This is a genomic window from Nocardia macrotermitis (genome assembly GCF_009604405.1).
Classification (GTDB): domain Bacteria; phylum Actinomycetota; class Actinomycetes; order Mycobacteriales; family Mycobacteriaceae; genus Nocardia; species Nocardia macrotermitis.
In genome coordinates this window covers 85,731-100,548 of sequence record NZ_WEGK01000014.1, presented here as the reverse complement: position 1 = coordinate 100,548, position 14,818 = coordinate 85,731, and the positions used below count along the sequence as shown (strand labels likewise).

Genomic DNA, 14,818 nt, shown 5'->3' with positions numbered 1-14,818 from the left:
TATGTACGAAACGGTTAGTTAATTGGAGCGTACTACGTCGCACCGATTCGCGACAGTGCCCGACGGATCTCGGATCGACGCCGGATACAGTGACCGAATGTCGCCCGACCGCACGGATACCGAGCCCACCCCGAAGCGGCGGCGCAACAAGGACCTCACCCGCGAGGACATCCTCGACGTCGCCACCGCCGAATTCGCCGACAAGGGCTATTCCGGTGCGCGCGTGGACGATATCGCGCAGCGCACGCACACCACCAAACGGATGATCTACTACTACTTCACCGACAAGGAGACGCTCTACCAGGCCGTTCTCGAACGCTCGTACCGGTTGATCCGCGAGTTGGAGCAGACGCTCGACATCTCCGGACTCGAACCGATCGCCGCGATCCGCGCGGTCGCGGAGCTCACCTTCGACCATCACGAGCAGCATCCCGAGTTCATCCGGATGGTGGCGAACGAGAACATTCTGCGCGGCGAGCACATCCGGCGTTCACCGGCATTGACCGGACTCGGCGCGCCGGCGGTCGACCTGCTGACCCACATCCTGCGCCAGGGACAGGACGCGGGCCTGTTCCGCACCGATGTCGACGCCCTGGACATCCACATGCTGATCAGCAGTTACTGCGTCTTCCGCATCGCCAACCAGTACACCTTCCACGCCCTGTTCGATCGCGATCTGACCGCGCCCGACCTGCGCGAACACCTGCGCACGATGCTGGGCGACGTGGTCGTGAGCTTCCTGCTGACGCGGGCCGACTGACCCCTCCCCCGCAGCGACGCACCCGCTCCGAAGCGAACACAGAGGGCCCGCCTCTCGCCTTTATGAACTATTTGGTTAATACTATTGCGACACCGGCGTGACCCGGGTTACAGTTCTTACGCTCGCATGACGAACACATGTTTGCATCGCGAACACGGTCTGCCACCTCGCAGCAGGCCCGAGCCGGTCAGGCGCACCCAGCCGCGGCCACCCGGAGACGAGTCCGCACCGCGGCCGAACCGCACGAGCGCGTTGCACCGCAGCGCAATGACACTGCGGCACAACGTAAATGGATCAGGAGTTGGATATGCACGCCACCGTCGACGCGCAGCACCGGCCGCCCGCGCCGCGGGCCACCCGGGCCGCGATCGCCAGTTTCCTCGGCAGCACCCTCGAGTACTACGACTTCTACATCTATGCCTCGGCGGCGGCGCTGGTGTTCGGCAAGGTCTTCTTCCCGTCGACGAACCCGGCCACCGGAACGCTGCTGTCCCTGGCCAGTTTCGGCGTCGCGTACATCGCGCGCCCGATCGGCGCGGTGATCCTCGGCCACTTCGGCGACCGGGTCGGGCGCAAACGCATCATGCTGCTGACCGTGCTGTGCATGGGTTCCGCGACCACCCTCATCGGCTGCCTGCCCTCCTATCACACCGCCGGTGTGCTCGCGCCCGTCCTGCTGGTGATATTGCGTGTGCTGCAAGGCATTTCGGCGGCCGGAGAGCAGAGCGGCGCGGGCTCGCTGACCATGGAACACGCCCCCGCGGGCCGGCGCGCCTTCTTCGCCAGCTGGACGCTCACCGGCACCCAGGCCGGATTCATCCTCGCGACGGTGGTGTTCCTGGCCGTGGCGGATCTGCCCGACAGCCAGTTGCTGAGCTGGGGTTGGCGAATTCCGTTCTGGTGCAGCCTGGTCGTGGTGGTACTCGCCTACGTCGTGCGGCGGCGGCTCGAGGAGCCCGAGGTGTTCCAGGCCGAGCAGCGCAACGACGATATCGCGAAATACCCTGTGGCACTGCTGCTCCGGACCCAGTCCGCGGATCTGCTGCGGGTCGTGCTGTGTGCGTTCATCGCGGTGGTCAGCACCGTGTTCGCGGTCTTCGGCCTGGCCTTCGCCACCGGACACGCGGTCGGGGTCTCCAAGACCACCATGCTGCTGGTCGCGGTGTCGGCCAATATCCTCGCGCTGATCACGCAGCCGCTCTGGGCGATCCTCGCCGACCGGATCGGGCGGCGGCCGGTCTTCATCGGCGGCGTGCTCGGCAGCGGCGTGATGATCTTCGTCTACTTCACCGCGATCATGTCCGGCAGTACCGCGCTGATCTATCTGACGGCGCTGCTGCTGATCGGCGTCTGCTACAGCGCGCCGAATGCCGTGTGGCCCACCTTCTACGCCGAGATGTTCGCGACCCGGGTTCGGTTGTCCGGCATGGCGATCGGCACCCAGATCGGTTTCGCCCTGGCGGGTTTCGCGCCGACGATCGCGTGGACGCTCGTCGGGAACAGCCGCACGCACTGGCTTCCGGTCGCGATTCTGGTCGCCGTCGCCTGCGCCCTGTCCGCCGGTGCGGCGTTCACCGCCCGCGAAACCTACCGGACCCCGCTCACCGAACTCGGGGTGCCCACCGCCCGGGTCTGATCGGCGATGTCACCGCGGCAGCGGGCGGCGCCCGGTGACGGTGAGCAGAATATCCTTGGCGGACAAGGTGATCGGCGTCCCCGAGCCGAGTACGACCTCGGCATCGGAGGCGCGCAGTTGCCGTCCGGTCAGATCGGTGCCGAAGTAGGCGAAGGACTTCGGAGTCGAACCGTTCAGGACCATGGCGATGCGTTCCGGTGGTGCGGACGGCAGGCCCAGGGGTTCGGTGATGTCGAGGCCGTGGATGACGTCGTGGCTCAGCGCGCCCACCGCACCACCGCCCGGCGGACGCCACGGGTGCCGCACGTTGTCCCGCAGGGCGGCGAGCAGTTCGGGGTCCGAGAGCCGGGTGGTGTCACGGTGCGCGGCCCGGTCCGCATAGCGGTTGAAGGAGAACCGCGCGGCGATCAATCCGGTGAGGAACGACAGCGGTTTGGTCCGGTAGGGCATGGTCATATGCGCGACGACCTCGCGAATTCGCCACCCCTCGCACAGTGAGGGCACTGCCCATTGCGCCGGGGACAGTCCGGCGAGCAGCTCGGCGAGACGTTCGCGTTCGGCGATCGTGTGCTCGCGTTCGGGGGTGAGATCGTCGGTCATGTGCCGATTCCTTCCGGTCGGATAACGAGTGGTCATCACTGTTACGACCGGGACGACCGGAAATAATCGGTGCGCGATCAGATTCTCTCGGGCAGCCCGAATTCGGCGAACCGCGCGCCGCTGCCCAGGAAGGTGACCAGCTGCGCGACCCGGCCCTCGCGCGCGTGCACCGAAACCAGCGCGAAGGGCCGCGGCACGCCCTCGGCGTCGGGACGGTACTGGCCCACGCCGGTGCTGCCGTTCATCCGGACCGGCACCATCCGGTCCCCGGCGCACGCGTCGCTCGAGGCGAAGATCCGCACCACATCGTCGCGGCCGCTGATCCGCCAGGCGAACGGCGGCATCCCCGATTCGGCATCCGCGCGCAGTACGGCGGTCAGCGCCGCGACGTCGTGATTCTCGAAGGCCGCGATGTAGCGGCCGAGTAGATCGGCGTCGGCGGGGTCGAGATTGGGCCGGGATGCCGACGTGCGCGCGGTGGCCAGGGTGCCGCGGGCGCGTTGCAGCGCGCTGTTCGCCGCGGCGGTGCTGACGCCCAGCATGTCGGCGGTTTCGGCGGCGGTGAAGGCCAGCACGTCGCGCAGGACCAGTACCGCGCGTTGGCGCGGGGGTAGATGTTGCAGGGCGGCGATGAAGGCCAGGCGCACCGATTCGCGTTGTACGGCCAGTTCTGCGGGGTCCTCGGTATCGATGAGGCGACTGTCGGGCATCGGATCCAGCCACCGGTCCGGTAGTACGGCGTCCGGGTCGAAATCGCGCGCCGACGGGCCTTCCCAGATCAGCATGCGCCGCCGCGCCGAGCGCAACATGTCCAGGCAGACGTTGGTGGCGATGGCGTGCACCCAGGTCGACAGGCGGGCCCGGCTCGGATCGTAGGTGGCCGCGCGGGTGAAGGCGCGAATCAGCGTTTCCTGCACCGCGTCATCGGTGTCGGCGGCCGTACCGAGCAGCCGATAGCAGTAGCCGGTGAGCGGAATCCGCAATGCCTCGAGTGCCTCGGAATCCACCCCCACCTGCCCCGGTGATGCGCTCACCCGGCCATGCTACCCAGCCGTCGCGATTCCGCTGCGCGCGGAATCAGAGCGGATCTGTCGGTGTTCGTTCGTAGAGTGACAGGGACCGAATCGCCGAGCATACGCAGAGGGGGACCCATGGCCGAACAACTCACGATCATGGCCGTACACGCCCATCCCGACGACGAGGTGATCAGCACCGGCGGGGTCTTCGCGCGGTACACCGCCGAGGGTATCCGGACCGTCCTGGTGACCTGCACCAACGGCGAGCAGGGCGACGCCCCGGGCGGCATCAAACCCGGCGAGCCCGGTCACGACCCGAATGCCGTACGCGCACAACGCCTTTCCGAACTCCAGGAGTCCGCGGCGCTGCTGGGTATCGAACACGTCGAACTGCTCGGCTACCGCGATTCGGGTATGGACGGCTGGGACGGCAACAACGATCCCGAAGCCTTCACCAACATTCCGGTGGACCAGGCAGCCGCCCGCCTGGCCGACCTGATCCGCCACTACCGCCCCCAGGTCGTGCTCACCTACGACGAGAACGGCAACTACGGCCACCCCGACCACATCCAGGCCAACCGCATCGCCGTCGCCGCCACCACCGAAACCGGCATCCCCGCCAAGCTCTACTACACCGCCATCCCCCGCGAAGCCTCCTTCGAGGTCTTCGCCGAACTACGCGCCCGCGGCCTCACCGACCTCGAGCCACCGGCGGATTTCGGCACCCCTATGGACCGGATCACCGCCGTAATCGACGTCTCCGAACACGCCCAACGCAAGGTCAAGGCCCTGGAAGCCCACGCCAGCCAAAGCGACAGCGTCCCCTTCCTGCAAATGCCCACCGACCTGCAACAGCTGTTCTTCGGCACCGAAAGCTTCACCCGCCAACTCAACCGCACCCCCGACGCCCCCGACCACGAAACCGACCTCTTCGCCGGTCTGCGCTGAGCGTTACCCGACGCGAATGAAGCCCGGCCCGTGAGAGGCCGGGCTCTTTCCTGCTGCGTCAGTGGCATCGACGCTGAGATCTGTACGCCATCGAGCGGCCGCCTCCATGGGCCCGATCCTGGCCGAAGACGACCTCGAACGCCGGAACCTGTTGCGCGGAAAGAGCATTCCCGCCATTCCGGAACCCGGGCACACAGCTGCCCGGAATATCGCCCGAGGCATTCCGACGACGAGTGGACCTGTCTCCGAATTCGGTCCACCAAAGGTCATATGTGACTCGGGATTCCACGACAACCGGTCCGGCTTTCGTAGGGATCGGCATATCCCGCGACGCGCACAGCCATGCCGCAACGCCACGGAAACAACGTCGGCGGCAACCGTTTTCACGCCCGTCCGATTCGACCGAATCGCGCACCCTAGCTCGAATCGTGCACTGGCACAAGGAATGTCCCCGCACGGATGGAGGGGCCTACAGTAACCGCGGAGTGGGGGTTGGGATTCGGCACAAGGTGGGTGGGGTGGATGCCGAATCGGTCACAGAGATGTGGTGCGGATTCGTGGAAAACGGTGTCGGGGGCCGATACTCGGGGAGGTTCGCCCGAACCGAGTATTTCGATGCGAGGATTCGTTGTGAAAGCGTTACTGGCAGCGGCGGTTACCGCGACGCTGGTCGGTTGTACTTCCGTAGCGGCACAGTCGGCGCATGCCGATCCCGGACCGCAGATCAATCCCACCGCGCCGATGCCCGGCACCGCTGGGCCCACGCCGCTGCAACAGTGGATCGACAACACCGTGCCGGCGTTACCGCACAGCGGTGCGGATCAGCTCACGACGCTGTGGCGGGGTGTGCTGTCGCCGCCGACCGGGGATCCGATGTTCGACGCCTGGCCGGCCGATCTGACCGCCGCCAAGCCCGGTCAGATCCTGGCCGTCCGCGATGTCACCGCCACCACGGCCCCGCTCGTGGTGGTGCCCATCCAGCGCGCGGTGCTGCTGAAGTTCCGGACCACCTCGGCGACCGGGACGCCCTCGTTCGGCACCGCGACGCTGATCATCCCGGCGGCCAAGTGGAACGGACCGGGCACCCGGGGCGTGCAGGTGAACGCGCTGCCGATCAACTCGCTCGGCGCGCACTGCACCACGAGTTACACGATGGCGCACGGGGTATTCGACAAGCCGAACACCGATCTGGCGGTATTCCTGCCCACCGTGTGGTCCGCGCTCAACCAGGGTTACGCGGTCGTGCTGCCCGATCACGAGGGGCCGCGGATGGCGTACGCGGAGCCGAACATCGCCGGACATGTGATGCTCGATTCCATTCGCGCCGTACGTAATAACGCACCGGATGAATTCGGCTCGAGCCGTTTCACCGTCAACGGATATTCCGGTGGCGCGATCGCCGCCTACGCCGCCGCGATGCTGATGAACGAATACGCGCCCGACCTGAAGGATATTCTCGTCGGCGCGGCGGCGGGCGGTCTGGTCGCCGATTACCGCGACGTCGCGCACCGCTTCAACGGCAATATCGAATCCGGCATTCTGCTGTCGGTGGTGATGGCGATGACGCGCGAACACCCGGACATGTTGCAGTACATGAATCATCTCGCCCAGTGGGTGTCGACCTCACCGATCAAGGACATCTGCGGCGACGCGGACGGACCGCTCGGCGTGGTCGGCTTCCCGATCGATATCGCCGCGAACGTCGGCGACCCGCTGAACAGCCCGTACGCCGAGAAGATGTACGCGCAACTGGATCTGACCAACCGCAAATCCGCTGTGCCGCTGTACATCTACCACGGCGGACTGGACTGGTGGCTGCCGATCGAGGACGCCGCGAAGATGTATCAGCAGCAGTGCGCCAAGGGGGTGCCCGCGGTATTCCGCGACGTCCCCGGCGAACATCTGATCGGCTTCCTCACCGGATATCCCGGCCTGAACGACTGGCTCGCCGCCCGCCTGCACGGCGAGCCCGCACCCAACGAATGTCCGGCGCACTGACGCGTCCGTCGTTCCGTCACGCACAGCGAAATACTCCTGCCCACACGAACTTTCGGTGCGCGGGTGTACCGACGAATACCGATGTACAAGGGCGTACAACTATGCGGCACTCGGAAACAAGGATGCTGGTTTGAAAACCCTGATACTGACTGTGATCACTCTGCTCGCGGGTTGTACCGTCCTGACGGCACAACCCGCGTACGCGGACGACGGATCCGGTAAACCGCCGTTCTCGGCCGAGCCGGACAATGCGGCCTCGTCCCCGTTGCAGAAATGGATCGATCGCAACGTTCCGCAACCGCAACTTCCCGCCGCGCCGCAACAGGATCCGGGCACCGCGGAATCGGCGCTGTGGCAGTCGATCCTGCCCACGCCGACCGGGGATCCGACCTTCGACGCCTGGCCCACCGGCCTGGCCGGGCTGCGTCCGGGCCAGTCGATCCAGACCTGGGACATCACCGCGAACGCGGCCCCGCTGTTCACCGCCCCGCTCTCGCGCGCGGTCCTGCTGAAGTTCCGCACCACCTCCGCGAGCGGCGCGCCGTCGTTCGGCACCGCGACGCTGCTGGCGCCGACCGCGAAGTGGACCGGCCCCGGACCCCGCCCGGTGGACGTGAACACCATGCCGATCAACGCCCTCGGCGTGAAGTGCACGCCCGGCTACACGATCGCGCACGGCGTACGCACCAACAACGGCATCAACGTCTTCCTGCCGTGGGTTTCCGACGCGCTGAACAAGGGCCAGGCCGTGCTCATCCCCGATCACGAGGGCCCGTACATGGCGTACGCGGAGCCGACCGTCGCCGGACATGTGACTCTCGATTCCATTCGGGCCGTGCGCTCGCAGTACCCCGCGGAGTTCCGCGACAGCCGCTACGCGGTGACCGGCTACTCCGGCGGTGCGATCGCCTCCTACGCCACGGCCATGCTCGAACACGAGTACGCCCCGGACCTCAGCGGCTCTCTGGCGGGTGCGGCGATCGGCGGTCTGGTCACCGATTACGGCGCGGTGGCGCACGTGTTCAACGGGCACAGCGCCTCGGGCATCCTGCTGTCGGTGACGTTGGCGATGTCGCGGGAACATCCGGAGATGTTGCGGTACATGAACAATCTCGCCCAGTGGGCGGCGATCTCCCCGCTCAAGGACATCTGCGGGGAGGCCGACGGTCCGCTCGGCGCGGTCGGCATCCCGATCGACGTGGCGGCGAACATCGCGCATCCGCTGGAGAGCGGCATCGCCACCCGCATCGAACGCCTCACCGATCTGACCGACCGCAAATCCCTTGTCCCGCTGTACATCTACCACGGCGACAACGATTTCTGGATCCCGATCGCGGGCCCGCGCGAGATGTACCGCCGCCAGTGCGGACTGGGTGTGAGCGCCGAATTCCGTACGGTCCCGGGCGATCACGTCTCCGCGATGCTCAACGGGGTCGGCGGTGCCACCGGCTGGATCGACGCCCGGCTGCACGGTGACACCGCGCCGAACGAATGCCCCGCCGTGCGTTAGCCCGGCGCACCGCACGAGGGACCGACCACCGCGGTCGGTCCCTCGTGCGTATTCTGTTGTATGACAACATGATTCATCGACGCAGCGCTTGATCCAGCGCCATCAGCGTCTCCCGGAACGTCACGGTCTGCTCGAGCAACTCCTCGGGCACCGCCGCCCGCAGCCGCCGCACCCACAGCGCCCGCACGCTCTGCGTACTCTCGATCGCGAATTCGGTGGCCGTCAGCCGCACGTATCGCGCGTCCTCCGCGCTCTGTTCCTTGGTGATGAAGTCCCGGGATTCCAGCACCCGCACCGCGGCGCTGACATTGCTGCGCCGCAGCCCGGTGGCCGCGGCGATCTGGGTGGGCGTGGCGCCGGGGCTGCGCAGCACCTCCCGGAGCACCTCCACCTCGGTACCCGTGAGCGGAACGGCCTCGCGGATCTCGCGGATGTCCTGTCCACGCAGAGCCAGTTTGCGGGCGACATTGTTGATCGCGTCCATGACGTCCGCCAGCTGATCGTCGAAGACGAGTCGCTCCTCGAGCTCTTCTGCTTTTTCACTCACGCTTGACATGCTATCCAGCATAGTGCGTATGATTTCGTACACATATCCACTATGGGAGTGGCAGGGAGCACAGCGTGGTCAACCCGAGTACCGCAACGACAGTTACATCGACGCCGACCCGGGGCGGGCTCACTCTCGCCCTGGCGTGCCTGGGCGCGTTCGTTTCCTATCTGCCGCTCGTCGGCGTGTCGGCGGCGCTACCGATCCTGGGGGCCGGGCTGCACGCCTCGACCAGCCAACTTCAATGGATCACCGATACCTACATTCTGCCGACGGCGGTGCTGGTGCTGAGTTTCGGCACGCTCGGTGAGCGGTTCGGGCGCAAGAAGATCTACCTGGGCGCGATGGCACTGTCGTGTGTCGGCTGGGTCGTATGCCTCACCGCGAACAGCGTCCCGCAGATCTACGTGGGATCGGTGCTGTCCGGAATCGGTACGGCCGCAATGATTCCCACGACGCTGGCACTGGTCGGCCACACCCGCCCGGATCATCGCAGCCGCGCGACCGGCATCGCGCTGTGGACGGGTTCGCTCGGGCTGGGCCTGACGCTCGGACCGGTGTTCAGCGGACTCATCGCCGAACACGCCGCGTGGCGCTGGATCTTCCTGCCCGAACTCGTGCTCTGCGCCGCGACCCTGATCGTCGCGATCGTCGGATTGACCGAATCGCAGGTCGAGCGCACCCGTCACCTCGACATTCCCGGACAGCTGCTGGCGATCCTCGGGCTCACGGGTCTGGTGTTCGGCGTCATCCAGGGCGGCGCGTCCGGCTGGGGTACGCCGGCCGCGATCATCGCCTTCGTGGTGGCGGTGCTGGCGCTGCCCGCCTTCGTGGTGGTCGAATTGCGTTCCGCCAACCCGATGTTCGAGGTTCGGCTGTTCCGGTCGGCCGCGTTCTCCGGTGCGGCGCTGGTCATGACGATCACGTTGTTCGCGCAGGTCGGACTCGTCTTCACGCTGAGTGAGTATTTCGGCCTGGTGCGGCACGATTCGACGCTCTATATCGGGGTGCTGCTGATCGCGCTGAACGGTTTCGCGGTCGTGCTCGGCCCCGCCCTCGGCCGGATGATGTATCGGCTCACTCCCGGGCTGGTTCTGCTCGCGGGTCTGGTGATCGGTGGGGTCGCGGCACTGTGCATGACCTCCTTCCGCCCCGACACCAGCACCGGCGTCGCAGTACTGGTCATCGGGCTGCTCGGTCTGGGGATCGCGCTGGCGCTGGCCCCGATCACCACGATCGCCGTCAACAGCGTCCCGCCGCAGCGGGCCGGTACCGCGGGCGCGGCGAACAGCGCGCTGCGCCAGATCGGTAGCGCACTGGGCCCGGCGGTCTTCGGCGTCGTCCTGACCGATCGACTCCTGCACACCCTGCCCGGCCACCTCGCCGCCTCCGGCCTGGCCGCCCGCGATCAGGGCATGGTCACGGGCATCGTCTCCAAGGCCGGCATCCAAGCCGGCGCGTTCCTGCACCTGAAGGACGGCCACAGCACCGGCCTCGCCCACGCCGCCTACGGCCTGAGCTTCAGCGACGCCCTGCACACCTGCGCATTGATCGCCGGCATCGGCATGCTCCTGGCCGCGATCATCGCCCTGACCCTGATCGGCATCCGCAGAACCCGCATGTAGTTCCCGAGTGTGCAGCCCGGGTCCGGTCGTCCGGACCCGGGCTTCGCGCTGTCCCTGACCGGCCCGAATCGCGACTACCGGCGGATATCCGGATCACCGATGCCGACCGCCGGGTTCGATCAACACGATCCCATTGGAGGCCACCACAACGGTCTAATCGACTGTCGGCCAACGGAATTCACTATGGCGGCACTCCTCCGACTCGGATTCGTCGCAGGAGTGCCGCCCGCTGGGTGAATCCACGCCGTAGGTACTCACCGAGCCGATCGCCATCAGTTATCGGATCTCGGCATCGATCAGGCCGGACAGTTCGTCACGTTGCACGAGAACGGATTTCGTCTCAGATCCGGAGTCTCTCGACGCGGCAGCTACTCGAGCCTGCTCACGCTGCGGTATGCCGACCGACGTCGCGAAGTGCTGGTGCTGCACGCCGACCCCGAAACACCACGAGGTGGCACCGCTGTTGCGGTGCCACCTCGCTCACTATGCGGCCGAAGCCGGAAAGGTCAGCTGTGCGGGCCTGCGGCGCGCTGGGCCTGCATCCGGTTGTACTTGTCCACGGTGACGGCCACGCCGACCGGGATGCCGACGGCACCCGCGCCGAGCATGCCGCCGACTGCCGCGCCCATGGCGCCGCCGGCCATGCAGCCGCCGATCACGCCGGGGACGGTCAGCGCTGCGGCCGACATGACGGTGACCATGCTGCCCAGGGTCACCGCACCGACGGGGCAGCCGACGGCCGCACCGGCGAAACTGCCTGCCATACCGCCGATTCCGGCCGCGAGGCCGGTGTAGGCGCCGGCCTGCTGCCAGGCGGTGTGCACGTCGGCGAGCACGTTGCCGGTGGCGGCGGGCGGTGTGGGTGCGGCCGCCGGAACCGAGGCGGGCGCGGCCGGATCGCTCGCCGCGGTGTGCTGCGGCGTGCCGAGCAGCTGCTGCTGCGCGGTGTTCTGGACCGAGACCTGTGCGCCGTGCATCGCGACCGTCCCGACGGGGGTGGTCAGCATCGACGAGTTGTCCGTGGTCGAACCGGTGAACTGGACGCCCGGCGCGACCGCGACACCCACGGTGCCGGGATCCGCGGCGGTGGAGGTGTCGGCGTGTGCCGAGCCCGCGGCGAACGCGACGGCCACGGCTGTGAGTGCGGTGACCGTTGTCCCCGCGGTGGTGTATTTCATGGTGATCGAATCCTCACTTCATCGTGATGGAGGTGCGGCCGAAGCCGGGTTTCTACTGCGCGGCGGGCAGCGGGGCGGAGACGAATCCCTTGGCGTGCAACTGGTTGTACTGATCGGTGGCGGTGCCGACCAGCGGCGGAATGCCGGTGATCGCGCCGCCGACCAGGGTGCCCAGACCGCCGCCGGTGACGCCGCCGAGCAGGCAGCCGCCGACGACGCCGATCGGGGTGAGCGTCCCGGCCGTGGTCAGCACGGTCAGGGTGCCGCCGGTGATCGCGCCGACCGGACAGCCGACCGCGGCGCCGAGCGCACCGCCGAACAACTTGCCGTCGTTGGCACCGTTGTTGAAGGCGTTGCTGACCGCGCCGACCGCAGCGTCGATCGCCGCGCTACGGTCCTGTTCGGTTGGGGTGGAAGGGGTTTCGGCGGCGTTGACCACCGCCGACGGAGCCGCGGGTGCGGCGGCGGCGATGCCACCAGCGGCCGCGGTCGCGACCACCGCGAGGGCAGCCAACGTCCCGGCTCGGGTGAGAGTGTTCATGAGTTTCCTCGATCTCGTGTTTTCCTGTTGTTCCCGACCCGGTCCGGCCGGGAAATCTGCGCCGCTCGACCCGCGACCCGCCCGATCGGGTCACGTTCGAATGCGCCTGTTCGGCAACGGATCTCGGCGATGCAGCCGACGCCTGCCCGCTGCGCTCGGCGTCACGCCGAGTCTGTTGCCCACGATTCGGTGATGAATCGGGCCGCCAATGCCTCCGAACCGCGTGCCAGCAGTGCCACATCGGCCCCGACGAGAACGAAGGCCGCGCCTTCGGCCAGGTACGCATCGGCAACGGCGGGGTCGAATGCGTTGACCCCCACGGGAATTCCCTGAGCAATCACCGCTTCGAACGCACGCAGCACAGCCGCGACGACATCCGGATGGGCCTGCTGTCCGAGCAGCCCCATCGAGGCGGCCAGATCCGACGGCCCGACGAATACACCGTCGATGCCGTCGACCGCGGCGATATCCCCCGCGACCGCGACCGCGTCGATCGTCTCGACCTGAACGTACAGCGACACATGGGATTCCGCGTCGGTCAGATACCCCTCGACCCGGTTCCAGCGCGCCGAACGCGCCAGCGCCGACCCGACGCCGCGGCGGCCGCATGGTGGATACCGGGTCGCCTCGACGATCCGGCGAGCCTGTTCGGCGGAGGACACCATGGGTACCAACAGATTCTGCGCACCGAGATCGAGTACCTGTTCGATGTGCACCGGATCATCCGACGCGACCCGCACGACCGGCGTGATCGGATACACGGCGATCGACTGTAGTTGCGCCAGAACCGATTCCAGGCCGTTGGGCCCGTGTTCCATATCGATCAGCAGCCAGTCCAGACCGCTGCCCGCGCAGATCTCGGCGATCAGCGGGCTGCCCGAGCACACCCACATCCCCGCCAGGGGACGCGTGCGCGCGGCGAGAACGTCACGGAGAGTGGGGTTCAGCGGAAGCGGCACGAGATGGTTCCCATCGGTCCGTAGTCACACAGCACGGTGTCGTCGCGCCGAATCCACACCGGCCGGGTGAACGATCCGGCGAGGATGATCTCCCCCGCACCGATCTGCGCGTCGTGCTGATGCAGTTTGTCGGCCAGCCACGCGACGCCGGTCGCCGGATGGTTCAGCACCCCGGCCGCGACGCCGGTCTCCTCGATGGTCTCGTTGCGATACAGCAGCGCCGACACCCAGCGCAGGTCGACATCGCGCGGCGCGACCGGATTGCCGCCGAGCACGAGTCCGCCGTAGGCGGCGTTGTCGGCTATGGTGTCGACGATCGTGCGATCCTCGAGTTCGATGTGCGAATTGAGGATTTCCAGTGCGGGAGTGACGAATTCGGTTGCGCGCAGCACATCGAACACCGTGCAGTCCGGCCCGCGCAACGGCTCAGCCAGCACGAAGGCGAGTTCGACCTCGATGCGGACATTCGAGAAGTCGTCGAAGGGGACGACCGCGCCGTTCTCCCATACCGTGTCGTCGAAGATCACGCCGTAGTCGGGTTCGGTGATGCCGGTGGCGGCCTGCATCGCCCGCGAGGTCAGGCCGATCTTGCGGCCGACCAGGCGACGCCCGTCGGCGATATTGCGATCGCGCCAAACCCCTTGGATCGCATAGGAATCCTCGATGGTGGCGTCCGGATAGCGGGCGGTGATGCGCGGGACGGTGCCGCGGGCGCGTCCGGCCTCGGCCAGTTCGTCGGCGAGGGTGGTGATCGTCTCGGCAAGCAGCATCAGCGGTTCGGCTCCTCGGCGCGTGACTGCTCATACTTGTTGCGCCACTGCGCATTCAGCGGGAACAGTCCTTCGACGCGATGTCCGGCGGCGACCTGCGTGGCGATCCAGGCGTCCTCGTCCTCCTGGGCGAGCGCCTCGTCCACCACATCCTCGGCCATGGCCGGTGGCACCACGATCACACCGTCGTCATCGCCTACCACGATGTCCCCGGGTCGGATCGTGGTGCCGCCGCAAGCGATCGTCAGATCGCTGTCCCAGGGGACGTGCTTACGTCCCAGCACCGCCGGATGCGCACCGGCGGCATGCACCGGAATACCCACGGCCGCAACAGCTTCGATATCGCGCACACCACCGTCGGTGACGATTCCGGCCGCACCCGCGACGTGTGCGCGCAGCGCGAGCACATCACCGAGCGTGCCCGCCCCGGTCTCCCCGCGCGCCTCGATGACGATGATCTCGCCCGGACCGACCGCGTCGAACAGCCGCTTCTGCGCGTTGTACCCGCCGCCGTGGCTGGCGAACAGATCCTCCCGGTTGGGTACGAACCGCAGCGTTCTCGCCGTACCCACCATCTTCACGCCCGGTAGCAGGGGACGTACGCCCTCGATCGTCACATTGTTCAGCCCGCGCTTGCGCAGTTGCGCCGAAAGACCCGCGACGGGTGCGCGCATCAGCTTGTCCCGCAACGCTTTCGGCAGTGCGTTCGATGCCGGGCGCACCACGTCCG

The 14,818-nt window shown here is 67.4% G+C and carries 13 protein-coding genes and 1 pseudogene; 6 read left to right on the top strand and 8 right to left on the bottom strand.

Features of this window, described 5'->3' with window-relative positions; genetic code table 11:
• The first annotated feature begins 97 nt into the window (after positions 1-97).
• Together NRB20_RS28170 and NRB20_RS28165 are read left to right on the top strand one after the other, a co-directional pair.
• On the top strand, positions 98-760 hold the full coding sequence (locus NRB20_RS28170) for a TetR/AcrR family transcriptional regulator (RefSeq protein WP_153414327.1): 663 nt from the start codon (positions 98-100) through the stop codon (positions 758-760).
• Between the two features lie 307 nt (positions 761-1,067).
• Complete coding sequence (locus tag NRB20_RS28165; protein WP_227833949.1) at positions 1,068-2,396, top strand: MFS transporter; 1,329 nt, start codon at positions 1,068-1,070, stop codon at positions 2,394-2,396.
• Positions 2,397-2,405: 9 nt separating this feature from the next.
• Here NRB20_RS28165 and NRB20_RS28160 read toward each other — a convergent pair whose 3' ends face one another.
• Both NRB20_RS28160 and NRB20_RS28155 read right to left on the bottom strand, forming a co-directional pair.
• Positions 2,406-2,996, bottom strand: a complete 591-nt coding sequence (locus NRB20_RS28160) for a maleylpyruvate isomerase family mycothiol-dependent enzyme (RefSeq protein WP_153414323.1) — start codon at positions 2,994-2,996, stop codon at positions 2,406-2,408.
• A 77-nt stretch (positions 2,997-3,073) separates the two neighbouring features.
• Positions 3,074-4,030, bottom strand: a complete 957-nt coding sequence (locus NRB20_RS28155) for an RNA polymerase subunit sigma-70 (protein WP_319945500.1) — start codon at positions 4,028-4,030, stop codon at positions 3,074-3,076.
• A gap of 117 nt (positions 4,031-4,147) precedes the next feature.
• On the opposite strand from NRB20_RS28155, the gene NRB20_RS28150 reads away from it, so the two are divergent.
• The 3 genes from NRB20_RS28150 to NRB20_RS28140 all read left to right on the top strand — a co-directional run bounded on the left by NRB20_RS28150 (position 4,148) and on the right by NRB20_RS28140 (position 8,468).
• Positions 4,148-4,960 (top strand): PIG-L family deacetylase, encoded by an 813-nt coding sequence (locus tag NRB20_RS28150; RefSeq protein ID WP_153414321.1) that lies wholly within the window; start codon positions 4,148-4,150, stop codon positions 4,958-4,960.
• A 630-nt stretch (positions 4,961-5,590) separates the two neighbouring features.
• Positions 5,591-6,958 carry a lipase family protein gene (locus NRB20_RS28145; protein ID WP_319945499.1) on the top strand — a complete coding sequence of 456 codons (1,368 nt, stop codon included), beginning with the start codon at positions 5,591-5,593 and terminating at the stop codon, positions 6,956-6,958.
• A 130-nt stretch (positions 6,959-7,088) separates the two neighbouring features.
• Positions 7,089-8,468, top strand: a complete 1,380-nt coding sequence (locus tag NRB20_RS28140; protein WP_227833948.1) for a lipase family protein — start codon at positions 7,089-7,091, stop codon at positions 8,466-8,468.
• A 73-nt stretch (positions 8,469-8,541) separates the two neighbouring features.
• Here NRB20_RS28140 and NRB20_RS28135 read toward each other — a convergent pair whose 3' ends face one another.
• Positions 8,542-9,015, bottom strand: a complete 474-nt coding sequence (locus NRB20_RS28135) for a MarR family winged helix-turn-helix transcriptional regulator (protein ID WP_194290036.1) — start codon at positions 9,013-9,015, stop codon at positions 8,542-8,544.
• Between the two features lie 74 nt (positions 9,016-9,089).
• Between NRB20_RS28135 and NRB20_RS28130 the strand changes: the two genes are divergently transcribed.
• Positions 9,090-10,640 carry an MFS transporter gene (locus NRB20_RS28130; RefSeq protein WP_319945498.1) on the top strand — a complete coding sequence of 517 codons (1,551 nt, stop codon included), beginning with the start codon at positions 9,090-9,092 and terminating at the stop codon, positions 10,638-10,640.
• 506 nt (positions 10,641-11,146) lie between these two features.
• On the opposite strand, the gene NRB20_RS28125 is transcribed toward NRB20_RS28130, so the two are convergent.
• From NRB20_RS28125 to NRB20_RS28105, 5 genes and pseudogenes are all read right to left on the bottom strand, one after another.
• Positions 11,147-11,818, bottom strand: a complete 672-nt coding sequence (locus NRB20_RS28125) for a hypothetical protein (protein WP_153414315.1) — start codon at positions 11,816-11,818, stop codon at positions 11,147-11,149.
• A 52-nt stretch (positions 11,819-11,870) separates the two neighbouring features.
• On the bottom strand, positions 11,871-12,359 hold the full coding sequence (locus NRB20_RS28120; protein WP_153414313.1) for a hypothetical protein: 489 nt from the start codon (positions 12,357-12,359) through the stop codon (positions 11,871-11,873).
• Between the two features lie 161 nt (positions 12,360-12,520).
• On the bottom strand, positions 12,521-13,318 hold the full coding sequence (locus tag NRB20_RS28115) for an HpcH/HpaI aldolase family protein (RefSeq protein ID WP_319945497.1): 798 nt from the start codon (positions 13,316-13,318) through the stop codon (positions 12,521-12,523).
• Positions 13,303-14,088, bottom strand: coding sequence for a 2-oxo-hept-4-ene-1,7-dioate hydratase (hpaH, locus tag NRB20_RS28110; RefSeq protein ID WP_153414311.1), 786 nt, complete (start codon positions 14,086-14,088; stop codon positions 13,303-13,305). Before hpaH ends, NRB20_RS28115 begins: the two co-directional genes overlap by 16 nt.
• Positions 14,088-14,783: pseudogene (locus tag NRB20_RS28105) on the bottom strand (RraA family protein); the annotation flags it as partial. The gene hpaH and the pseudogene NRB20_RS28105, both read right to left, overlap by 1 nt.
• Positions 14,784-14,818: the final 35 nt, after the last annotated feature.